This window comes from Klebsiella sp. C283 (assembly GCF_048822555.1).
Taxonomy (GTDB): Bacteria; Pseudomonadota; Gammaproteobacteria; order Enterobacterales; family Enterobacteriaceae; genus Klebsiella; species Klebsiella quasipneumoniae.
In genome coordinates this window covers 287,636-309,990 of record NZ_JBMEZS010000004.1, presented here as the reverse complement: position 1 = coordinate 309,990, position 22,355 = coordinate 287,636, and the positions used below count along the sequence as shown (strand labels likewise).

Here is a 22,355-nt window from a genome sequence, read left to right as displayed (position 1 = left end):
CCGGGCTAAAGATGCATTTATATCAAAGGGTTATCAGGGCTTGTAGGCCCGGCAAGCGCAGCGCCGCCGGGCAATCACGCCGAGTGCCGCGTTTGTGCCGGATGGCGGCTGACGCCTTATCCGGCCTACATTATTTGGCGCCGGGTTCCGCCCCTTTCGCAGGCCCGGCAAGCGCAGCGCCGCCGGGCAATCACGCCGAGTGTCGCGTTTGTGCCGGATGGCGGCTAACGCCTTATCCGGCCTACGTTATTTGGCGCCGGGTTTGCCTTCTTCGCAGGCCCGGCAAGCGCAGCGCCGCCGGGCAATATACCCGGCACCGTGCCGCGTTTGTGCCGGATGGCGGCGGACGCCTTATCCGGCCTACATTATTTGGCGCCGGGTTCCGCCCCTTAGTAGGCCCGGCAAGCGCAGCGCCGCCGGGCGATCGGGCTGGGGGGGGTTATACCGCGAGCCGCGGGATGTGACGCCGAATATTACTCCGGCAGCGTCCAGTCGCCGTCACCCAGCGCGCGCTGCATAATCAACGTATCCCGCCAGTCGCCCATCTTATAGCCGACGCTGCGCAGCTGACCTGCCACGGTAAAACCGAACTTTTTATGGATCGCCAGCGAGCCGGCATTATTATGGCCATCGCCGATGATCGCCAGCATCTGCCGCCATGGGCCTTTCTCGCATTCGGCGATCAGCCGCGACAGCAGCGCGCTGCCGATGCCGCGCCCGCCCATTCCGGATTCCACGTAGATCGATTCTTCGAGGGTGTAGCGATAGGCCGGGCGCGGGCGATAGAAAGTGGCGTAGCAGTAGCCGACGATAGCCCCGCGCCACAGCGCTACCAGCCAGGGCAGCCCGTTATCGCGCACGGTCTGGATCCGTTTACGCATTTCGTCAACGGTGGGGGGGATCTCTTCGAAGGAGGCGCGGCCATTGAGCACGTGCCAGACATACAGCGCGGCGATGGCGTGGGCATCGTCGGGCAGCGCTTCACGAATTTCTAAATCACTGTCGAGTAACGGGGCCTCTGCAGGCATGGCGGCGCTCCTGAATCTGCCGGAGAGACATTCTCCGGCGTGCAGCGTAATACAGAAGCGCCAGGCTGAATAGTCCTGCCGCCGATTATTGCGGATCTGTCGGGGAGACTGGCGCCGGGGCCGCTTCACCCCAGTATTTCTGCTTGCTGGTTTTGCCGATCCCCGGGTTCATGCTGTTGGTCGGATCGTTCTGGCGATAGAACTGCTGCAGGCTCTCCGGCGCTTCATACAGATGACCCACGTTATGCTCCGCCGGGTACTGGGCGCCGCGGGCTTTCAGCAACGCCAGCATCTGCTCCTTCAGCGCATGGGCGTCGACCCCTTTCTTGACGATGTAATCCTGATGGAATACATGGCACATAAAGTGGCCATAGTAGAGCTTATGCACCAGCTGGCTGTCGATCTCCGGCGGCAGATGTTCGAACCACTCGGTATCGTTGCGGCGCAGGGCGATATCCAGCGCCAGAATATCTTCCACCTCGTCAGCATGCACCGCCTGATAGCGGATCGCCGCGCCCGCGGCGGCAAAGCGATGGAGGAACGCTTTGCTGCCTTCCTCCGGCGTGCAGGCGAAGAACTCCCCCTCGGCCTGTTGGAAGTACGCCGTCAGCCAGCGCTGCGCTTCTTCGATGCCGTCGCCGGCCATCTTCAGCAGCAGATGGTGTTCATATTTGTCGCGCCAGGTTTTCATCCGCTCCGGTAAATGCGCCGGGAAGACGTGGCCGAGCTTCTGCATAAAGCGGTCGGTAAAGTGCGGCTTAAACAGCGACACTTTCTCCAGCATCGCGTCGGTGCGCCCCTTCATGGTGAAGAAGAACGGCATTTTGTCGGTGCCGAGCTTGTCGATCATCAGGAAGGTGTCTTTGCCATACTTCTCGGCGATATCGTAAATATCGCGGTGCATATATTCCCCGGCCACCGGCAGGTGCTGGAACTCGGCGAGGATATGGCGGCGGATCTCGGTCAAAACCTGCGGCTGATTGGTGCCAATGTAAAACACCTGCTGGCGCTTTTCCGCCGGGAAGGTATCGAGACGCGCGGCGAAAACCGCCAGTTTACCGGCGCAGCCGGAGGATTCGAACAGGCGGTCCGGGTCGGCGTTGTAGCGCGCCGGGGTGTCGGCATCGACATCGCGCACGCGGGTAACATAGTCGTGATCGTGGGCGTGGCGGCCGTCGTGCAGCACATCGCTATCGCTGATCCGCTCGTCGTCGAGTCGGCTGAGGATCTGCTCCGGCGTACTGCCGAGATCGATGCCCAGATGGTTGACCAGCTTTAGCTTACCGTCGGCGTCAATCTGCGCGAACAGCGACATCTCGGTATAGGCTGGCCCGCGCTGCACCAGGGAGCCGCCGGAATTGTTGCAGATCCCGCCGATCACCGACGCGCCGATGCACGATGAGCCGATCACCGAGTGCGGCTCGCGCCCCAGCGGTTTCAGCGCTTTTTCCAGTGAATAGAGAGTGGTGCCGGGCCAGGCCAGCACCTGCTCGCCTTTGTCCAGCAGATGCAGCTTATCCAGGCGCAGGGTGCTGATAATCACGATCTCGCGATCGTAATCATTTCCGTTGGGGGTGGAGCCTTCTGTCAGGCCGGTGTTGGCCGCCTGCATCAAAATGATTTTATCGGCGTCGACGCAGGCGTTAAGCACGCGCCAGAGTTCCAGCAGGGTGCCGGGAAAGACAACCGCCAGCGCTTCGCCCTGGCCGGAGCGGAAGCCTTTGCGGTAGCGCTGGGTTTTTGCCGGGTCGGTCAGCAGATGCGCAGGGCCAACCAGGCGCGCCAGGTCAGCCAGAAACGTTTTATGCGTGTTAGTGGGTGCAGATGACATGTTCCACTCCTTGTGGTGGTGCGCGAAATATCGAGGATAAGCATAGCGCTTTGTATGACAATTTGATGCATGAATGTTTCGCAAAAATCAGAGAAGAACCTTAGCATTCTGCGGGCGCGTTGTTTATATATATGGCAAACTGCGGTTTTTATTATGTTTTACCAAGTCCCCGTCTGAGAAAAAGCGAGATAACAATGAAATGGCTCTGCACTGTAGGCGTCGCCGTGAGTCTGGCGCTGCAACCCGCGCTGGCGGATGAACTGTTTGGTAACCACCCCCTGACCCCGCAGGCGCGGGATGCCTTTGTTACCGACCTGCTGAAAAAAATGACCGTGGACGAGAAAATCGGCCAGCTGCGTCTGATAAGCGTCGGCCCGGATAACCCGAAAGAAGCGATCCGCGAGATGATCAAAGCGGGCCAGGTGGGAGCGATTTTTAACACCGTCACCCGTCCGGATATCCGCGTCATGCAGGATCAGGTGATGCAGCTTAGTCGCCTGAAGATCCCGCTGTTCTTTGCCTACGATGTGCTGCACGGTCAGCGCACTGTCTTCCCGATAAGCCTCGGTCTGGCCTCGTCGTTTAACCTCGACGCGGTGAAAACCGTGGGCCGCGTGTCAGCTTATGAAGCCGCCGATGACGGGCTGAACATGACCTGGGCGCCGATGGTCGACGTCTCCCGCGACCCGCGCTGGGGACGCGCTTCCGAAGGCTTCGGGGAAGACACGTATCTGACCACGATGATGGGCCAGGCGATGGTGGAGTCGATGCAGGGCAAGAGCCCGGCGGATCGCTATTCGGTGATGACCAGCGTCAAGCACTTCGCCGCCTACGGCGCAGTGGAGGGCGGGAAAGAGTACAACACGGTCGACATGAGCCCGCAGCGTCTGTTCAACGACTATATGCCGCCGTATAAAGCCGGACTCGATGCCGGCAGCGGCGCGGTGATGGTGGCCCTGAATTCGCTGAACGGCACCCCGGCGACCGCCGATTCCTGGCTGCTGAAAGATGTCCTGCGCGACCAGTGGGGCTTTAAAGGCATCACGGTTTCCGACCACGGCGCCATCAAAGAGCTGATCAAGCACGGCGTGGCCTCCGACCCGGAAGACGCGGTGCGCGTGGCGCTGAAGTCCGGCATCAACATGAGCATGAGCGACGAGTATTACAGCAAATACCTGCCGGGGCTGGTGAAATCCGGCAAGGTGACCATGGCTGAGCTGGATGACGCCACCCGTCACGTGCTCAACGTCAAATATGACATGGGGCTGTTCAACGATCCGTACAGCCACCTGGGACCAAAAGATTCTGACCCGCAGGACACCAACGCGGAAAGCCGTCTGCATCGTAAAGAGGCGCGCGAAGTGGCCCGCGAGAGCCTGGTGCTGCTGAAAAACCTTCTCGATACGCTGCCGCTGAAAAAATCCGGCACTATCGCGGTGGTGGGCGCGCTGGCGGACAGCAAACGCGACATGATGGGCAGCTGGTCGGCGGCGGGCGTGGCCGATCAGTCGGTGACCGTCCTGACCGGCATCAAAGAAGCGCTGGGCGATAACGGCAAAGTGATTTACGCCAAAGGGGCGAACGTTACCGACGACAAAGGCATTGTTGATTTCCTCAATCTGTATGAGAAAGCAGTGCAGGTTGACCCGCGCTCGCCGCAGGAAATGATCGACGAAGCCGTCGCGGCGGCGAAGCAAGCCGACGTGGTGGTCGCCGTAGTGGGCGAGGCGCAGGGGATGGCCCATGAGGCCTCCAGCCGGACCGACATCACCCTGCCGCAGAGCCAGCGCAATCTGATTGCCGCCCTCAAAGCCACCGGCAAACCGCTGGTGCTGGTGCTGATGAACGGCCGTCCGCTGGCGCTGGTGAAAGAGGATCAGCAAGCCGATGCGCTGCTGGAGACCTGGTTTGCCGGCACCGAAGGCGGGCATGCCATCTCCGACGTGCTGTTTGGCGACTATAACCCGTCGGGCAAGCTGCCGATGTCCTTCCCGCGCTCGGTGGGGCAGATCCCAACCTACTACAGCCACCTCAATACCGGTCGGCCGTATAATCCGGAGAAGCCGAACAAGTACACCTCGCGTTACTTCGATGAGGCCAACGGCCCGCTGTACCCGTTTGGCTACGGCCTGAGCTACACCACCTTTAGCGTCTCCGATGTCACCATGTCGTCGGCCACCCTGCCGCGCGACGGCAGCGTGACCGCCAGCGTGCAGGTGACCAACACCGGCAAACGCGAAGGGGCGACGGTCATTCAGCTGTATCTGCAGGACGTCACCGCCTCCATGAGCCGGCCGGTGAAAATGCTGCGCGGCTTTAAAAAGGTCACCCTCAAGCCGGGTGAAACGCAAACCGTCAGCTTCCCGATCGACGTCGACGCGCTGAAGTTCTGGAACCAGCAGATGAAATACGTCGCTGAGCCGGGCAAATTCAATGTCTTTATCGGCGTGGACTCCGCCCGCGTGAAGCAGAGCGAGTTTGAGCTGTTGTAAGGCAGAGCCCTTAAGCCCAACGTCACACGTTAAAGGCCGATTAATCGGCCTTTTCTTTTTCGTATCGCTGGCAAATGGACTACGCTTTTCTCTTAAGCTTCTGTAAGCGAAGCGCAAAAGAACTGAGGGAAGCGGGATGAAGATGGCGACGAAATGGTCCGGCGCGCTGGCGCTGGCCGCCCTGATAAGTGTGCCGCTGCAGGCGGCGGAGCCGGTGAAGGTCGGCTCGAAAATTGATACCGAAGGGGCGCTGCTGGGCAATATGATCCAGCAAGTGCTGGAAAACCACGGCGTCAAAACGATTAATAAAATCCAGCTCGGTACCACGCCGGTGGTGCGCGGGGCGATTGTCGCCGGCGAGCTGGATATCTACCCGGAGTATACCGGCAATGGCGCTTTCTTCTTTAAAGATGAAAATGACCCGGCATGGAAGAATGCCCGGCAGGGCTATGAGAAGGTGAAACGCCTGGATCAGGAGAAACATCAGCTGGTATGGCTCACCCCGGCGCCGGCTAACAACACCTGGACCATCGCCGTGCGCCAGGAGCTGGCGGAGAAAAATCATCTGACCTCGCTGGCCGACCTCAGCCGCTATCTGCAGCAGGGCGGCGAATTTAAGCTGGCGGCTTCGGCGGAGTTTATTGAACGCCCGGACGCGCTGCCGGCGTTTGAAAAAGCGTATGACTTCAAACTCAACCAGAACCAGCTGCTGTCGCTGGCCGGAGGCGATACGGCGGTGACCATCAAAGCGGCGGCGCAGCAGACCTCCGGCGTCAACGCGGCGATGGCCTACGGCACCGACGGCCCGGTGGCGGCTCTGGGGTTACAGACGCTGAGCGACCCGCAGGGCGTGCAGCCGATTTACGCCCCGACGCCGGTGGTGCGCGAGGCGGTGCTTAAAGCCTACCCGCAGATCGCCGACTGGCTGAAGCCGGTCTTCGCCAGCCTCGATGAAAAGACCCTGCAACAGCTCAACGCCCGCATCGCGGTGGAAGGCCAGGATGCGAAGCGCGTGGCGGCAGATTATCTGCAGCAGAAAGGCCTGCTGAAGTAAGCCACCGGTGACCATTCGCTGTACTCACCGCGTCGGCCTGCTGCTGACAGGCCTGCTGCTGGTTACGCTGGCGCTGCCGTTTATCGCTTACGCGCCGAATCGCTTACTCTCCGGGGAAGGGCGCGGGCTGTGGCAGGTGATGCCCTGGCTCGCCGGCGTTCAGCTGGCGGCAGCCCTCGCCGGGATCCTGCTCTGCTGGCTGCCGGGCAGGGTTGCGCCGCTTCTCCATCTGCTGCTGGCCGAACTGCTCTTCCCGCTGCTTATCTGGGGCAGCGGCCAGGCGGCGATTGAGCTCTCCCGGCACGGCTCGCCGCTGGCGCGCACCTCGCCCGGCAGCGGTTTGTGGCTGTCGCTGGCGCTCTGCCTGCTGCTGGCCAGCGAGGCCATTCGTCATCTTACCGCCCGGCCGCTGTGGCGCTGGCTGCTCAATGCGCAAGTCTGGCTTCTGCCCATCATCCTGCTCGCCGCCGGGGCGCTCGATCAGCTCTCGCTGCTGAAGGAGTATGCCAACCGCCAGGAGGTGTTTGACGACGCCCTGCGCCAGCATCTGCTTCTGCTGTTTGGCACCCTGCTGCCGGGCCTGATCATTGGCCTGCCGCTGGGGGTATGGCTCTGGCGGCGTCCGCGCTGGCAGGCGCCGGCCTTCACCGTGCTCAATGTGATCCAGACTATCCCGTCGGTGGCGCTGTTCGGCCTGCTGATTGCCCCGCTTGCCGGTCTGGCGCGCTATTTCCCGGCGCTGGGCGAGCTGGGCGTCTCCGGGACCGGCGTGGCGCCGGCCCTGATCGCCCTGACGTTGTATGCGCTGCTGCCGCTGGTGCGCGGGGTGGTGACCGGCCTGCAGCAGGTGCCGCGGGATGCGCTGGAGAGCGCGACGGCGATGGGCATGAGCGCCGGACAGCGCTTTCGTCAGGTACAGCTCCCGCTGGCGATGCCGGTGCTGTTGCGCAGCCTGCGGGTGGTCAGCGTGCAAACCGTCGGCATGGCGGTGGTGGCGGCGCTGATCGGCGCCGGCGGCTTTGGCGCGCTGGTGTTCCAGGGGCTGCTGAGCAGCGCGCTGGATCTGGTGCTGCTCGGGGTCGTGCCGACCATTGCCCTGGCGGTGGTCGTGGATGCCCTGTTCGCCCTGTGGGGCGCCTGGCTGAAAGGAGAGGCTAATGATTGAATTTGAAGGGGTCAGCAAAGCGTTTGCCGGTCACCCGGCGGTGAAGGATCTGACCCTGCAGCTGCGCGAAGGCGCTTTCTCGGTGCTGGTGGGAACCTCCGGCTCGGGCAAGTCGACGACGCTGAAAATGATCAACCGCCTGCTGGAGCCGGACCGGGGCATGATTCGCTTTGCCGGCGAAGACATCCGCCAGCAGCCGCTTCTGACCCTGCGGCGGCGGATGGGCTATGCCATCCAGTCCATCGGCCTGTTTCCCCACTGGACGGTGGCGCAGAATATCGCCACCGTGCCGCAGTTGCAAAAATGGCCGCGGGGGAGGATCGCCGACCGGGTCGACGAGCTGATGGCGCTGCTGGGGCTGGAGGCGACGCTGCGCGACCGCTACCCTCATCAGCTCTCCGGCGGCCAGCAGCAGCGGGTCGGGGTGGCGCGGGCGCTGGCGGCAGACCCGGAGGTACTGCTGATGGATGAGCCCTTCGGCGCCCTCGACCCGGTGACCCGTGAGGCGCTGCAGCAGGAGATGCTGCGCATCCATCGCCTGCTGGGGCGGACGATTGTCCTGGTGACCCATGATATTGACGAAGCGCTGCGTCTCGCGGACCACCTGGTGCTGATGGACGGCGGCGAGGTGGTCCAGCAGGGGGCGCCGCTTGAGATGCTCATGCGGCCAGAGAATCGCTTTGTGCAAACCTTTTTTGGCCGCAGCGAGCTGGGCGTGCGCCTGCTGTCGCTGCGCGAGGTGCGGGACTATCTGCGTCCCGACGAGCGGCTGGCGGGCGAGGGGCTGACCGTCACCATGACCCTGCGGGAAGCGCTGTCGCAGTTTGTCGCCCGGCGCTGCGAGGCGCTGCCGGTGGTGGATGCCGAGGGGCAACCCTGCGGCACGCTGCATTTTGCCGATCTGCTGCGCCAGGAGGCGAGTCATGAAGGCGCTTCGTGAGCCGCTGTGGTGGCTTAGCGCGCTGTTTATCGGCCTGCTGGCGGGGCTGCCCTACAGCGCGCCGTTGTTCAGCCGGCTGTTTCCGGAACTGCCGCGGCCGGTCTACCAGCAGGAGAGCTTCTGGGCGCTCACTGTCGATCACGGCTGGCTGGTGGCGGCGTCCAGCCTCGCGGCGACCGCTGTCGGGCTGGGGGCAGGGGTGGCGGTCACCCGGCCCGCGGGTAGCGCGTTTCGTCCGCTGGTGGAGACCATCGCCGCTATCGGGCAGACCTTTCCGCCGGTGGCGGTGCTGGCGATGGCGGTGCCGGTGCTGGGCTTTGGCTGGCTGCCGGCGCTGATCGCCCTCGCGCTGTATGGCATACTGCCGGTGCTGCAAGGGACTCTGGCCGGTCTGGGGTCGATACCGTCGGGCGTGTCAGATGTGGCAGAAGGGATGGGCATGACCGGCTGGCAGCGTCTGTGCAAGGTGGAGCTGCCGCTGGCGGCCCCGGTGATCCTGGCGGGGATCCGCACCTCGGTCATCGTCAATATTGGTACCGCGACGATAGCCTCGACGGTGGGGGCCAATACGCTTGGGACGCCGATCATCATCGGCCTGAGCGGGTTTAATACCGCCTATATCGTGCAGGGGGCGCTGCTGGTGGCGCTGGCGGCGATTATTGTCGACCGCGCGTTTGAGCGCCTGGCCCGCTGGCTCAGCCGACACCGCCACGTACAATAAAGGAATAGCCGGCCAGCATCACGCCGCTGATCCCGCCGATGGCCATAAGTAAGAAGAGAGTGACGACCGCGATTTTCGCTGGCTTCATAATAGACTCCTGATGTTAACAGGGGGATTATACGGTGAAGCACAGGTGTTAATGAAACATTAATTGCGGTTTAGCGCGCCGCGCCGGGCTTTTTGCCGCTTTCGCTGCGTCACGCGCCGCAAAAAAGTGTGATCCTGCCCGTCATTTTTCATTTTTATGCAGGGCTTCAAAGAAAGTCTCCGCCAGGCAGTGTAAGGTACGCGCTTTCAGGAATGTGTGGTTTGCGGGTATGTACGAGTTTGATCTGGTGTTGCTGCTGCTTCAGCAGATGTGCGTATTTTTGGTCATCGCGTGGTTGATGAGCAAAACCCGACTGTTTATCCCCCTGATGCAAGTCACCGTTCGCCTGCCGCACAAGCTGCTGTGCTACGTCACCTTCTCCATTTTCTGCATTATGGGGACCTATTTTGGTCTGCATATCGAAGACTCTATCGCCAACACCCGCGCTATCGGCGCCGTGATGGGCGGCCTGCTCGGCGGCCCGGTGGTCGGCGGGCTGGTGGGGCTGACCGGCGGCCTGCACCGCTACTCGCTGGGGGGGATGACCGCCTTAAGCTGCATGGTCTCCACTATCGTCGAGGGGCTGCTGGGCGGTCTGGTGCACAGCGTGCTGGTCAAGCGCGGCCGGCCGGACAAAGTCTTTAGCCCGCTGACCGCCGGGGCGATCACCTTCGTGGCCGAGCTGGTGCAGATGATGATTATTCTGCTGATCGCCCGCCCGTTCCAGGACGCCCTGCATCTGGTGCAGAGCATTGCCGCGCCGATGATGGTGACCAATACCGTCGGCGCGGCGCTGTTTATGCGCATTCTGCTGGACAAGCGGGCGATGTTCGAGAAGTACACCTCCGCCTTTTCCGCCACGGCGCTGAAGGTGGCGGCGTCCACCGAGGGGATCCTGCGTCAGGGGTTCAACGAAGAGAACAGCATGAAGGTGGCCCAGGTGCTGATCCAGGAGCTGGATATCGGCGCGGTGGCGATCACCGACCGCGACAAGCTGCTGGCGTTTACCGGCATCGGCGACGACCATCACCTGCCGGGCAAACCTATCTCCTCCTCGTATACGCAACGGGCGATTGAGACTGGCGAGGTGGTGTATGCCGACGGCAACGAGGTGCCCTACCGCTGCTCGATTCATCCGCACTGTAAGCTGGGGTCGACGCTGGTGATCCCCTTGCGCGGCGAGAACCAGCGGGTGATCGGCACCATCAAACTGTATGAGGCGAAAAACCGCCTGTTCAGTTCGATCAACCGCACCCTGGGGGAGGGGATTGCCCAGCTGCTGTCGGCGCAGATCCTCGCCGGGCAGTACGAGCGGCAGAAGGCGCTGCTGACGCAATCCGAAATCAAGCTTCTGCATGCCCAGGTCAACCCGCACTTCCTGTTTAACGCGCTTAACACCCTGAAGGCGGTGATCCGTCGCGACAGCGAGCAGGCCGGCCAGCTGGTGCAGTATCTGTCGACCTTCTTTCGCAAGAACCTGAAGCGGCCGACAGAAATCGTCACCCTCGCCGATGAGATCGAGCATGTTAACGCCTACCTGCAGATTGAGAAGGCCCGCTTTCAGGCTAACCTGCAGATCCAGATGGCGGTGCCGGAAGGGCTGGCGCATCACCAGCTGCCGGCCTTTACCCTGCAGCCGATCGTGGAGAACGCCATTAAGCATGGCACATCGCAACATCTTGGCGTCGGCGAAATTACCATTCGCGCCAGCCAGGACGATCGCTGGCTGCAGCTGGATATCGAAGATAACGCCGGGCTGTACCGGGCCAACCCTCAGGCCAGCGGGCTGGGGATGAATCTGGTGGACAGGCGGCTTCGGGCGCGTTTTGGCGCCGACTGCGGCATCAGCGTCACCTGCGAACCGGAGCGCTTTACCCGTGTCACCCTACGTTTGCCCCTGGAGGAGAATGCATGCTGAGAGTATTGATCGTCGATGATGAGCCGCTGGCGCGGGAAAACCTGCGTATTTTGCTGGAGACTCAGCGCGATATCGAGATCGTCGGCGAATGCGGCAACGCGGTGGAGGCGATTGGCGCGGTCCATAAGCTGCGTCCCGACGTGTTGTTTCTCGACATCCAGATGCCGCGCATCAGCGGCCTGGAGATGGTCGGGATGCTCGACCCGGAGCACCGCCCCTATATCGTGTTTCTCACCGCCTTTGATGAATACGCGGTGAAAGCCTTTGAGGAGCACGCCTTTGACTATCTGCTCAAGCCGATTGAAGCTGCCCGGCTGGAGAAAACCCTCGCCCGTCTGCGCCATGAGCGTAATCTGCAGGATGTGTCGCTGCTGGATGACGCCCGGCAGACGCTGAAATACATACCCTGTACCGGCCACAGCCGTATCTGGCTGCTGCAGATGGAGGATGTGGCCTTCGTCAGCAGCCGGATGAGCGGGATCTACGTGACCGACCGCGAGGGCAAGGAGGGGTTTACCGAGCTAACCCTGCGCACCCTTGAGAGCCGCACGCCGCTGCTGCGCTGTCATCGCCAGTATCTGGTGAATATGGCGCACCTGAAGGAGATTCGCCTGGAGGAGAATGGTCAGGCGGAGCTGCTGATGCGCGCCGGGCAAACGGTGCCGGTGAGCCGGCGCTATTTAAAAAGCCTGAAAGAGGCGATTGGCCTGTAAAGCTGCTACACTGCGCCCCATTGCATCATCGACAGTAAAAGGCACTCATGCTCAGTAATGATATTCTTCGTAGCCTGCGCTACACCCTGAAAGTCAATAATAACGATATGGTGCGCATTCTTGCGCTATCCGATATGGAATCCACCTCCGCCAGCTTTGACACCTGGACGACGAAAGAGGATGAAGAGGGCTTTGTCCGCTGCCCGGACATTATCCTGTCGGGTTTCCTCAACGGCCTTATCTATGACAAGCGCGGTAAAGACGATTCAGCGCCGGAGCTGGCGCTGGAGCGCCGGGTGAATAACAATACGGTGCTGAAAAAGCTGCGGATCGCCTTCTCGCTGAAAACGGACGATATTGTGGCGATCATGAGCGAGCAGAAATACCGCGTCTCGGTGCCGGAAGTGACCGCCATGATGCGGTCGCCTGACCACAAAAACTACCGCGAGTGCGGCGACCAGTTTCTGCGCAATTTCCTGCGCGGCCTGACCCAGCGGGTGCATAACCCGAAGGCGTGATGGTTAGCCGGGGGGCGGCTTCGCCTTACCCGGCCTACAAAACCCGTCGGCCCGTGCAAGCGTAGCGCTGGCGGGCAAAAAAAAGCCGGAGATATTCTCCGGCTTTTTTATTATTTCACCTGCTGACCCGGCTTCGCGCCGTCGTCAGGGCTTAACAGGAAGATATCCTTCCCGCCAGGGCCGGCGGCCATCACCATCCCTTCCGAGATGCCGAAGCGCATTTTGCGCGGCGCCAGGTTGGCGACCATCACCGTCAGGCGGCCAATCAGCGGCTGCGGATCCGGATAAGCGGAGCGGATGCCGGAGAAGACGTTACGCTTCTCGCCGCCAAGATCCAGCGTCAGGCGCAGCAGCTTGTCGGAGCCCTCGACGAATTCCGCGTTTTCAATCAGCGCCACGCGCAGGTCGACTTTGGCGAAATCGTCAAAGGTGATGGTATCCTGAATCGGATCGTCCGCCAGCGGGCCGCTGACCGGCGCCGCGGTGGCTTTCACCTCTTCTTTAGAGGCTTCCACCAGGGCTTCCACCTGCTTCATCTCGATGCGGTTGTACAGCGCCTTAAACGGATTGACCTTATGCGCCAGCAGCGGCTGCTGGATGGCGTCCCAGCTCAGCTCGCTGTTGAGGAACGCTTCCGCCCGCGCGGCCAGCTGCGGCAGGACCGGCTTCAGCCAGGTCATCAGCACGCGGAACATATTCAGGCCCATGGTGCAGATGGCCTGCAGGTCGGCGTCGCGGCCTTCCTGTTTCGCCACCACCCACGGCGCCTGCTCATCGACATAGCGGTTGGCCACGTCGGCGAGGGCCATGATTTCGCGGATGGCCTTACCGAACTCGCGGCTGTCCCACGCTTCGCCGATGCTTTCCGCCGCGTCGGTGAAGGTTTTGTACAGCGCCGGGTCGGCCAGCTCAGCGGCCAGCACGCCGTCAAAACGCTTGCTGATAAAGCCGGCGTTGCGCGAAGCGAGGTTAACCACCTTGTTGACGATGTCGGCGTTAACGCGCTGGATAAAGTCTTCCAGGTTGAGGTCGATATCATCGATGCGCGAAGAGAGCTTGGCGGTGTAGTAGTAGCGCAGGCTGTCGGCATCAAAGTGCTTCAGCCAGGTGCTGGCCTTAATGAAGGTGCCGCGCGACTTAGACATCTTCGCGCCGTTGACCGTCACGTAGCCATGCACGAACAGGTTGGTCGGTTTACGGAACTGGCTGCCTTCCAGCATCGCCGGCCAGAACAGGCTGTGGAAGTAGACGATGTCCTTGCCGATAAAGTGATACAGCTCGGCCGTGGAGTCTTTCTTCCAGTATTCGTCGAAGCTGGTGGTGTCGCCGCGCTTGTCGCACAGGTTCTTGAAAGAGCCCATGTAGCCGATCGGCGCGTCCAGCCAGACGTAGAAATATTTGCCCGGCGCGTTCGGAATTTCGAAGCCGAAGTACGGCGCATCGCGGGAGATGTCCCACTGCTGCAGGCCGGATTCGAACCACTCCTGCATTTTGTTCGCCACCTGCTCTTGCAGCGCGCCGCTGCGGGTCCACGCCTGCAGCATTTCGCTGAACGACGGCAGGTCGAAGAAGAAGTGTTCGGAGTCACGCATCACAGGCGTGGCGCCGGAGACCACCGATTTCGGGTCGATCAGTTCGGTGGGGCTGTAGGTCGCGCCGCACACTTCGCAGTTATCGCCGTACTGGTCCGGAGATTTACACTTCGGACAGGTGCCTTTCACAAAACGGTCCGGCAGGAACATGCCTTTTTCCGGATCGTAGAGCTGAGAGATGGTGCGGTTTTTGATAAAACCGTTCTCTTTCAGACGGGTGTAGATAAGCTCCGACAGCTCGCGGTTCTCGTCGCTGTGCGTCGAGTGATAGTTATCATAGCTGATGTCGAAGCCGGCAAAATCGGTCTGATGCTCCTGACTCATCTCGCCAATCATCTGCTCCGGAGTGATACCGAGCTGTTGCGCCTTGAGCATGATCGGCGTGCCGTGGGCGTCGTCGGCGCAGATGAAGTTGACTTCGTGGCCGCGCATTCGCTGGTAACGGACCCAGACATCAGCCTGGATGTGCTCCAGCATGTGGCCGAGGTGGATGGAGCCGTTGGCGTACGGCAGGGCGCACGTTACCAGAATTTTCTTCGCGACTTGAGTCATAGTGAGCATTACATCTTCTGTTGTAAAAAGGGCTTCCGATATTACCAAAAGGGCTGTGGGTGCGCCATAAATGGCTGCCCATATATGGATAATCCTTTCCTGTGATAAACTCTGTGATTACTGAAAGCATCTCAAAACAACAAAGGAGTCGGGATGAATTCGCAATCCCAGGCCAAATCCCCCGAGCGCCTCCGCGCGATGGTCGCCGGGACGCTGGCCAATTTCCAGCACCCAACCCTGAAGCATAATCTCACCACCCTCAAGGCGCTGCACCATGTCGCCTGGCTGGACGATACCGTTCATATCGAGCTACAAATGCCGTTCGTCTGGAGCAGCGCCTTCGAAGCGCTCAAAGAGCAGTGCAGCGCCGAGCTGTTGCGCATCACTGGCGCGAAGGCCATCGACTGGAAGCTGACCCACAGCATCGCGACCCTCAAGCGCGTGAAAAACCAGCCCGGCATCAACGGCGTGAAGAACATTATCGCCATCAGCTCCGGGAAAGGCGGCGTCGGTAAATCCTCCACGGCGGTAAACCTGGCGCTGGCGCTCGCCGCGGAAGGGGCGAAGGTGGGCATTCTGGATGCCGATATCTACGGCCCGTCGATTCCGACCATGCTTGGCGCGGAAGACAGCCGCCCGACTTCGCCGGACGGTACCCATATGGCGCCGATCATGAAGTTCGGTCTGGCCACCAACTCCATCGGCTACCTGGTGACCGACGACAACGCCATGGTGTGGCGCGGGCCGATGGCCAGCAAGGCGCTGATGCAGATGCTGCAGGAGACCCTGTGGCCGGATCTCGACTACCTGGTGCTGGATATGCCGCCGGGCACTGGCGACATCCAGCTGACGCTGGCGCAGAACATTCCGGTCACCGGCGCGGTGGTAGTCACCACGCCGCAGGATATCGCGCTGATCGACGCCAAAAAAGGCATAGTGATGTTCGAAAAAGTGGAAGTGCCGGTGCTGGGGATCGTGGAAAACATGAGCATGCATATCTGTAGCAACTGCGGGCACCATGAGCCGATCTTCGGCACCGGCGGCGCGCAAAAACTGGCCGAGAAATACCACACCCAGCTGCTGGGCCAGCTGCCGCTGCATATTACGCTGCGGGAAGATCTGGATAACGGCACGCCGACGGTGGTGGCGCGTCCGGAAAGCGAATTTACCGACATCTACCGCCAGCTGGCGGGTCGGGTGGCGGCTCAGATGTACTGGCAGGGAGAAGTGATCCCGGGTGAGATTGCCTTCCGCGCCGTTTAAGGCCGCGGCGAGCGCATCAGCCAGTATCCGCCCTCGGGCGAGGCGCCCTGTGCTTCGATGGTCCAGCCGTGACGCTGGTAGAAGCGCAGGGCGTTTTTATTTTCCATCAGGCACTTCAGCGTCCCGCTGGCGGTAAAGGTCTGTTCGACCTGCGCCAGCAGCGCGCTGCCGATATGTTTGCCCTGCCAGTCCGGGTCGACGAACAGATGGTGAAGAAAGTTATCGGCGGTCCATACGGCGGCAAAGCCCACCGGCAGGCCGTCGTATTCCGCGACCCACAGCTGTTCATCCGCGGTGGCGGCATCGAAATCTTCCAGCCGCCACGTCGTGGAGGGAAGCCAGGTCCACGACATACTGCGCGCCCGCAGAAAGAGCTGGCGCAGCGCCGGAAAGTCCGCTGGTTCGCCGGGGCGGATGCGGAGTGTAAGCGGATCAGCGATGATAGAAGATCTCGCCATCGTACACCTTGAGGATTTTGCCTTCGGTGTCGGTGATCAGCACGTAGTTACCGCCCATATAGGTCCAGTGGCTGCCGGCGTCCGGCGCGGGCAGATTACGCTGCTGCCACCCTTTGATGTTGTATTCGGGGGTGAGGTACATCGCCGGAACGGTGTCGCCAATGTGAAACTGGGTGAAGTCGGCGGTGAACTCTTTCAGCGCATACTGATCGATCCCCGCGGCAGAAGCCGTCCAGCTGGCGCCGGCGGTGGCAAGGAGTACGCCCAGAAGCATCATTTTTGTTTTACGCATAGTTTCCTCAATATTACCTGGACTCAAAATAGCAGCCTCGTATCATTCCTGATGCGTTGCTGAAATGGCAAGCACTGGATTTTTAAAAAGTGTAAGCAAAACACGGCGCAAGTCCTGCGCCGCTTGCGTTGCAGCGACGGTGATGCCTATTTTGGGAGCAATCTGAAGCAGGGGAGTATCGGCATGTTCAGGCTGGAAGATCTGACCTTATTTGTCCGCGCCGCGGCACTGGGCAGTTTTAGCGACGCCGCGCGCGAGGCGGGGCAGCAACCGGCGCAGGTGAGCGCGGCGATTAAGCGTCTGGAGACGATCCTCAATATTCGCCTGTTCGCCCGCTCGACCCGCAGCCTGCGCCTGACGCCGGAGGGGGAGACCTGGCTGCCGTATGCCACCCAGATGCTCGATACCCTCGAGGCCGGCCTGCAGAAGATCCAGACCCCGGACGATGAAATTCGCGGCATGCTGCAGATCGCCGTGCCGTCGGATCTCGGGCGTAACCTGCTCCTGACCCTGTTCCGCGACTTTCGGCAACGCCACCCGGCGCTGCGCCTGCGGCTGCTCTTTTCCGACCAGCTGACCGACGTGTTTAAAGATCCGGTGGACGTCGCGTTTCGCTATGGCAATAACGATGACGCCTCGTTTATTTCGCTGCCGGTGGCGCCGGAAAATCGTCGGGTGCTGGTGGCCTCTCCTGAGTGGATCGCCCGCCACGGCGAGCCGCAGACCCTTGAGGAGCTCGGCCAGCACAATGCGTTGATCTACATATTGCGCGGCCGCCCGTTCGACCGCTGGTCGCTGAGCCTCGACGGCGAAGTCCTGCAGCAGAAGGTCTCCGGCACGGTGATGAGCGATGACGCGGAGGTGATCCGCCGGCTGGCGGTGGCCGGGGAGGGCATTGCCTATAAATCGATGCTCGACGTCAGCGACGATCTGCGGGCGGGCCGCCTGCGGCGCCTGCTGCCGCGTTACCAGGGGGATGTGGTGCCGTTGAACCTGATTTGTCCGCACCGCAAACAGCTCTCTGCTGCGGTGCGTTTGTTATATGAAGAGGTGAAATCACATTGTGAAGGGCTTAATGTCTAACTAAGGTCGCGAAGTAGTAGACCAGCGGGACGGCCAGCACCCACAGGCCAATCGGGATTTCCCGCCACTTGCCGGCGATGGCCTTGATCACAATGTAAAACAGCAGCCCGCCGGCGATGCCGGTGCCGAAGCTGTTAGCGATGAGGGTGATCATCACCATCATCAGCACCGGCAGGCCGTCGGTGAAGTTGCCAAGATCCACTTTGCGCAGGCCGCTGAACATGTTCAGGCCGATCAGGATCAGCGCCGGGGCGGTGGCCTCCTTCGGGATCATCAGCGCCACCGGCGTGAACAGCAGCATCAGCAGGAACATCACCGCCGCCGACAGCGCGGTGAGGCCGGTTTTGCCCCCGGCTTCCGCCGCCGCCGAGGACTCAATCAGCGCCGTCGCCGCCGGAATACCTACCCACGGGCCGAGCGCCGCGGCAATCGAATCGACCATAAACGGGCGATTAATCTGCGGCATGTTGCCCTCTTCATCCAGCAGACCCGCCTCGCCGCCCACCGCCAGCGTCGTCCCCATGGTGGAGAAAAACTCAGAAGCGAAAAAGACGAACAGGAACGGCAGGAAGGCGATGTTTAACGCCCCCAGCAGGTCAACCTCTCCCAGCACCGGGGCCAGCGAGTGGGGGACATCGATAAAATGCGTCGGCAGTTTCGTGACGCCGAACGGGATCCCCACCAGGGTAGCGCACAGAATGGCCCACAAAATGGCGCCCGGCACCTTACGCGCCTGCAGGGCTATCGCCAGGAACAGGCCGCACAGCGCTACCAGCGCGCCGGGGGCGAGGAAGTCGCCGAGCATCAGGGCGTTGGTTTTGGCATTGGCGAGCACCAGCCCGGCGTTGCGAAAGCCGAGGACGGCGACGAACAGGCCGATGGAGGCCGTCAGCCCCAGCTTGATCGACTGCGGCACCGAGCGGGTGACCACTTCGCGCAGGCCAAAGCGGGTCAGCAGGAAGAAGAGAACCCCCGACCAGCAGGCGATCCCGAGGCCTGTCTGCCAGCCAATCCCCTCGCTACCGGCCAGCGTGACCCCCACCAGCACTGAGCCGCCAATGCCCGGGCCGACGATAAACGGCAGGTTGGCGTAAAACGCCATCAGCAGCGAGCCGACGACGAAGACCAGAATGGTGCCGGTGGTGGCGGCGCCTTTGTCCATTCCGCCGATCGCCAGCAGTCCCGGGATGACCACCAGTAAATAGGCGGCGGCGAGAAAACCGGTGATCCCGGCCAGGCATTCGCTGCGCAGCGTGCCGCCGCGCGAGCGCAGCGCAAAGCGGCGCTCCAGCCAGTTATCGCGGGCGGAAGAGTGAAGTGTGTTATCGGCCATGCTCAGGCTCCCTGAGGATTATTGTTGTGAGGCGTTGGTACCGGGGTTTCCCGGCAGGCTATCAACGGGTCGACTATCTGGCGGCTGCCGCCGTCGGTCAGACCCAAATCGGTTAAATGCGGCCCGGCGTTACAGGCAAGACAGGTGCCTTCAATGGCCTTAAAGACCCGGTATGGCGGCTCCCAGTCGGCGACTTTGCTGCTCAGATCGCGCAGCTCGCGGAACTGACGCGCCAGCTCGGCGGCCGGGAGATCCGACAGCATGCCGGCAATCGGCATCGCCACATGGGCGAGGATCTCGCCCCGTTGCGCCAGCGCCATCCCGCCGCCGGAGGCGATAAGCTGGTTAGCCGCCAGCGCCATATCCTCAGCATTGCGCCCGAGCACCACCAGATTGTGTGAATCGTGGGAATAGCTGGTGGCGATGGCGCCGCGCAGCTCGCCCCAGCCTTCAAGCAGGGCGATTTGCGGCGTCGCCTGATGGCGGCCGTGGCGGTGCTTGACCCAGATCAGGCTGAAGCCGACGGGCAGCTGGACCTGGCCGTCGCGGATCTGCACCTCGACCTCACCCCACTGGGTGAAGCGCGCGCCGCGGATATGGCGCAGGCGGGCGACGCCGTGGCGAATGCCCTTGATGCGCAGGATAAAGTCATCGGCGGCGAGGGGGGCTATCTGCAAGGTATCGCGCGGCGGCGTCACGCCCGGCGCCGGGGCGATCGGCTTCAGCAGGCGGCCGGCATGGGCCAGCCGTTCCCCGCCAACGTAGACTTCGCGGGCCGCCAGCTTCTCCAGGGAATCAAACACCACCAGGTCGGCGCGTCGCCCGGCGGCAATCAGCCCGAGATCGTGGCGCTGCAGGCGAATAGCAGCGTTGAGGGTGGCGAAACGCAGCGCATCGACCGCCGGTAATCCATGCTCGATCAGCAGGTTGAGCAGGGCGATGATCCCGCCTTTCTCCAGCAGCATATCCGGCGGCACGTCATCGGTGCAGACGGTGATCTGCGAGGAGAGGTGCGGCAGCGTTTTCAGCGCAGCCACGATATCTGGCAGCAGGTAGGGGTGCGAGCCGCGGATCTCGATCGTCAGCCCGGCGCGCAGTTTTTCCAGCGCGTCGTCCGCCGAGGTCAGTTCATGATCGGAGGTGACGCCGGCGGCGAGGTAGGCCTGCAGGTCGGCGCCGCTCAGCCCGCGGGCGTGGCCTTCGATCAGTTTTCCGCTGTTGAGACCGGCCTGGACAATCTCCTGCATCCGCTCGCTGCCGTGCAGCACGCCATGCATATCCATCACTTCCGCCACGCCGCGCACTTCCGGCCAGCCGAGCATGGTCTCCATTTCCGCGCCGGCGAAATCGGCGCCGGACATTTCGAGGCCGGGGGTGGAGGGCACGCTCGACGGCGCGGCGACCATCACCTGCAGCGGCAGGTGGCGGCTGGCGTCTACCGCGTAACGCACGCCCTCGACGCCGAGCACATTAGCCAGCTCATGCGGATCCCAGAACACCGCGGTGGTGCCTTGGGTGAGGACGATTTCGGCGTAGCGCTCGGGCGGCAGGTGGGAGCTTTCAAGGTGCACGTGGGTGTCCATCAGGCCGGGCGACAGGTAGCCGCCGGACAGGGAACGCACTTCATGGGCGTCGACGCGGCTGCCGCGCGGGTGGACGCTGGCGATCATCTCGCCGACGATACCGACGTCAGCCGGGCGGATTTCGCCCGTGGCCATATCGACGATCTGCGCATCGACCAGCAGCAGATCAAACGGGGATTCGCCGCGCGCGGCCTGCACGGCGCGACGGCGGACTTGAGCATTGCTGGACATAACCACTCCGGCACAAGGATAATGCGGATACTCTAGGGGCACAGCAAACGTTTGCCCAGATGAATAAATTTATCACCCGATAAGCTCGGGTTATTGTGCAGGACCACCGTAGCGAACCCGATGATGAACGAACCCTGGCAGCGGCTGCCCGCGCTCTCTCTTAAACAGCTTCAGTATTTCGTCACCCTGGCCCAGCTGCGCCATTTTACCGATACCGCCAGTCGGCTGGCGATTAGCCAGCCGGCGCTGAGCAGCGCTCTGCGGCAGATTGAAACGGTGCTCGGCGGCAAGCTGGTCAACCGCACCGCTTCGGCGGTCACCCTGACTGAACTGGGGGCGGCGATTTTACCCCACGCCCAGCGGATCCTCAGCGTGGCGCAGGCGGCCTTTTTCGATATGCAGCAGATCGTCGAGGCGGGCGGCGACGGGACGGTGCGCATCGGCCTGGTGCCGTCGGTCAGTTCGCTTCTGTTTCCGCTGCTGCCGCAGGCCCTGGCCCAGGCCTTTCCCCGCCTGCGTATTGAATTTCACGATCAGACTAACGATGCGCTCATCCAGGCGCTGCTGCGCGGCGAGATTGATTTCGGCATCGGGGCGATCGACAGCTCACTGCCCACAGAACTGCTGATCTATCCGCTGCGCGACGATCCCTTCGTGGCGGTGCTGCACCGCGACGATCCGCTGGCCGCGCAGGCGCATCTGCCGTGGAAACAGCTGGTGGGGCGGGACATTGCCGTCTTCTCGAAGGGCAATATTCAGCGGCTGGTGGCGGCATTAGTGGAGAGCCATCGCCTGACGCTGACCACCCGCTACCAGGTGGACTATATCGAAACCCTGTATGGCCTGGTGCGCTCGCGCTTAGCGGTGGCGATACTGCCGGAGCTGTACACCACCCATCTGCAGGACCCGGCGCTCAAGGTCGCCGAGCTGCAGCAGCCGGCGTTGACCCGCACGGTGGCCCTGATGCGCGGGCCGCAGGCGCTGCCGCCGCTTATCGAAGACTGTTTTTCCCTGCTACAGGCCGCCTTGCGCTAGCGCAGGTGCTTGATCAGCACGTCTATGGTTAAGTGGTTGATGTACTCCAGCGAGTGTGAGGAGAGGACGCCCAGCAGCCGGTTATGGTGCCCGGCAATAATTAAATCGATCTGCCGCTGTCGAACGCAGGTTTCGACATCTTCAAAGCGGCGGGTGGTCACCAGCGAGAGGGTATCCACCGGCAGGGAGACGGTGCAGGCCAGCTCGTTGAGCAGGGCTTTGGCCTGGATCACCTCCTGCGAGACCTGATCGTCGCGCAGGCTGTCGGAAACATAGTTCAGCGCCCGGTAGTCGGTGCTGATGTGGGCGATAGTGATGCGCATGCCGTTCTCTTCCGCCATTCTGGCGGCATGCTCGAGCAGCGGGACGCCGTCCTGACTGCTGTTAATCAGTACCAGCGCATGGTGATAAAGCGTCATAAATACCTCCGCGCAAAAAAGTTGTCCTCAGCGTATTTTGAGCCGC

At 62.0% G+C, this 22,355-nt stretch carries 20 protein-coding genes; 11 read left to right on the top strand and 9 right to left on the bottom strand.

What is annotated here, in order from left to right:
• Window positions 1-473: 473 nt before the first annotated feature.
• A complete protein-coding gene (locus ACOI7Z_RS09685; protein ID WP_002912829.1) occupies window positions 474-1,028 on the bottom strand; it encodes a GNAT family N-acetyltransferase in 555 nt (184 codons plus the stop codon).
• A gap of 85 nt (window positions 1,029-1,113) precedes the next feature.
• Entirely contained in the window at window positions 1,114-2,859 is a 1,746-nt protein-coding gene (gene dld, locus ACOI7Z_RS09680) for a D-lactate dehydrogenase (RefSeq protein ID WP_065812292.1), read from the bottom strand.
• Between the two features lie 194 nt (window positions 2,860-3,053).
• Here dld and bglX point away from each other — a divergent pair, with 194 nt between their 5' ends.
• From bglX to ACOI7Z_RS09655, 5 genes are all read left to right on the top strand, one after another.
• Window positions 3,054-5,351, top strand: coding sequence for a beta-glucosidase BglX (gene bglX / locus ACOI7Z_RS09675; protein ID WP_087849506.1), 2,298 nt, complete (start codon window positions 3,054-3,056; stop codon window positions 5,349-5,351).
• Between the two features lie 136 nt (window positions 5,352-5,487).
• Window positions 5,488-6,405 (top strand): ABC transporter substrate-binding protein, encoded by a 918-nt coding sequence (osmF, locus tag ACOI7Z_RS09670; RefSeq protein WP_023290425.1) that lies wholly within the window; start codon window positions 5,488-5,490, stop codon window positions 6,403-6,405.
• Window positions 6,406-6,412: 7 nt separating this feature from the next.
• Window positions 6,413-7,570 (top strand): ABC transporter permease, encoded by a 1,158-nt coding sequence (locus ACOI7Z_RS09665; RefSeq protein WP_044524199.1) that lies wholly within the window; start codon window positions 6,413-6,415, stop codon window positions 7,568-7,570.
• Window positions 7,563-8,510 (top strand): ABC transporter ATP-binding protein, encoded by a 948-nt coding sequence (locus tag ACOI7Z_RS09660; protein ID WP_023290423.1) that lies wholly within the window; start codon window positions 7,563-7,565, stop codon window positions 8,508-8,510. Before ACOI7Z_RS09665 ends, ACOI7Z_RS09660 begins: the two co-directional genes overlap by 8 nt.
• A complete protein-coding gene (locus tag ACOI7Z_RS09655) occupies window positions 8,494-9,231 on the top strand; it encodes an ABC transporter permease (protein ID WP_023290422.1) in 738 nt (245 codons plus the stop codon). Before ACOI7Z_RS09660 ends, ACOI7Z_RS09655 begins: the two co-directional genes overlap by 17 nt.
• Here ACOI7Z_RS09655 and ACOI7Z_RS09650 read toward each other — a convergent pair.
• On the bottom strand, window positions 9,206-9,319 hold the full coding sequence (locus tag ACOI7Z_RS09650; protein WP_002912762.1) for a protein YohO: 114 nt from the start codon (window positions 9,317-9,319) through the stop codon (window positions 9,206-9,208). The two genes, ACOI7Z_RS09655 and ACOI7Z_RS09650, sit on opposite strands and share 26 nt — an antisense overlap.
• Window positions 9,320-9,548: 229 nt before the next feature.
• Between ACOI7Z_RS09650 and ACOI7Z_RS09645 the strand changes: the two genes are divergently transcribed.
• Genes ACOI7Z_RS09645 through ACOI7Z_RS09635 form a run of 3 tightly spaced genes read left to right on the top strand, consistent with a single transcriptional unit; the run spans window position 9,549 to window position 12,468 of the window.
• Window positions 9,549-11,237, top strand: a complete 1,689-nt coding sequence (locus ACOI7Z_RS09645) for a sensor histidine kinase (RefSeq protein WP_004189065.1) — start codon at window positions 9,549-9,551, stop codon at window positions 11,235-11,237.
• Window positions 11,231-11,950 carry a two-component system response regulator BtsR gene (gene btsR, locus ACOI7Z_RS09640; protein ID WP_087849505.1) on the top strand — a complete coding sequence of 240 codons (720 nt, stop codon included), beginning with the start codon at window positions 11,231-11,233 and terminating at the stop codon, window positions 11,948-11,950. The genes ACOI7Z_RS09645 and btsR overlap by 7 nt, the downstream gene beginning before the upstream one ends.
• Window positions 11,951-11,997: 47 nt before the next feature.
• Window positions 11,998-12,468, top strand: coding sequence for a DUF1456 family protein (locus ACOI7Z_RS09635; RefSeq protein WP_023290420.1), 471 nt, complete (start codon window positions 11,998-12,000; stop codon window positions 12,466-12,468).
• A gap of 110 nt (window positions 12,469-12,578) precedes the next feature.
• Here ACOI7Z_RS09635 and metG read toward each other — a convergent pair whose 3' ends face one another.
• Window positions 12,579-14,612, bottom strand: coding sequence for a methionine--tRNA ligase (gene metG, locus ACOI7Z_RS09630; RefSeq protein ID WP_087771690.1), 2,034 nt, complete (start codon window positions 14,610-14,612; stop codon window positions 12,579-12,581).
• Between the two features lie 153 nt (window positions 14,613-14,765).
• Between metG and apbC the strand changes: the two genes are divergently transcribed.
• On the top strand, window positions 14,766-15,875 hold the full coding sequence (gene apbC / locus ACOI7Z_RS09625) for an iron-sulfur cluster carrier protein ApbC (protein WP_023290418.1): 1,110 nt from the start codon (window positions 14,766-14,768) through the stop codon (window positions 15,873-15,875).
• On the opposite strand, the gene ACOI7Z_RS09620 is transcribed toward apbC, so the two are convergent.
• Both ACOI7Z_RS09620 and ACOI7Z_RS09615 read right to left on the bottom strand, forming a co-directional pair.
• Window positions 15,872-16,333, bottom strand: a complete 462-nt coding sequence (locus tag ACOI7Z_RS09620; RefSeq protein WP_087849504.1) for a GNAT family N-acetyltransferase — start codon at window positions 16,331-16,333, stop codon at window positions 15,872-15,874. The two genes, apbC and ACOI7Z_RS09620, sit on opposite strands and share 4 nt — an antisense overlap.
• Window positions 16,308-16,625: an RcnB family protein gene (locus tag ACOI7Z_RS09615; RefSeq protein WP_004201590.1), complete on the bottom strand. Its 318-nt coding sequence runs from the start codon at window positions 16,623-16,625 to the stop codon at window positions 16,308-16,310. Before ACOI7Z_RS09615 ends, ACOI7Z_RS09620 begins: the two co-directional genes overlap by 26 nt.
• 183 nt (window positions 16,626-16,808) lie before the next feature.
• Here ACOI7Z_RS09615 and ACOI7Z_RS09610 point away from each other — a divergent pair, with 183 nt between their 5' ends.
• Complete coding sequence (locus ACOI7Z_RS09610; RefSeq protein WP_032453496.1) at window positions 16,809-17,708, top strand: LysR family transcriptional regulator; 900 nt, start codon at window positions 16,809-16,811, stop codon at window positions 17,706-17,708.
• Here the strand turns inward: ACOI7Z_RS09610 and ACOI7Z_RS09605 are convergent.
• Window positions 17,698-19,041, bottom strand: a complete 1,344-nt coding sequence (locus ACOI7Z_RS09605; protein WP_023290415.1) for an NCS2 family permease — start codon at window positions 19,039-19,041, stop codon at window positions 17,698-17,700. The two genes, ACOI7Z_RS09610 and ACOI7Z_RS09605, sit on opposite strands and share 11 nt — an antisense overlap.
• Window positions 19,042-19,043: 2 nt before the next feature.
• Window positions 19,044-20,855 (bottom strand): adenine deaminase, encoded by a 1,812-nt coding sequence (locus ACOI7Z_RS09600; protein ID WP_137916364.1) that lies wholly within the window; start codon window positions 20,853-20,855, stop codon window positions 19,044-19,046.
• Between the two features lie 120 nt (window positions 20,856-20,975).
• Here ACOI7Z_RS09600 and ACOI7Z_RS09595 point away from each other — a divergent pair, with 120 nt between their 5' ends.
• Window positions 20,976-21,890, top strand: a complete 915-nt coding sequence (locus ACOI7Z_RS09595; RefSeq protein ID WP_137916363.1) for a LysR family transcriptional regulator — start codon at window positions 20,976-20,978, stop codon at window positions 21,888-21,890.
• On the opposite strand, the gene ACOI7Z_RS09590 is transcribed toward ACOI7Z_RS09595, so the two are convergent.
• The gene (locus tag ACOI7Z_RS09590) at window positions 21,887-22,309 is read right to left on the bottom strand and encodes a universal stress protein (RefSeq protein ID WP_087849502.1); all 423 of its coding nucleotides are present in this window, start codon (window positions 22,307-22,309) and stop codon (window positions 21,887-21,889) included. The two genes, ACOI7Z_RS09595 and ACOI7Z_RS09590, sit on opposite strands and share 4 nt — an antisense overlap.
• Window positions 22,310-22,355 lie beyond the last annotated feature (46 nt).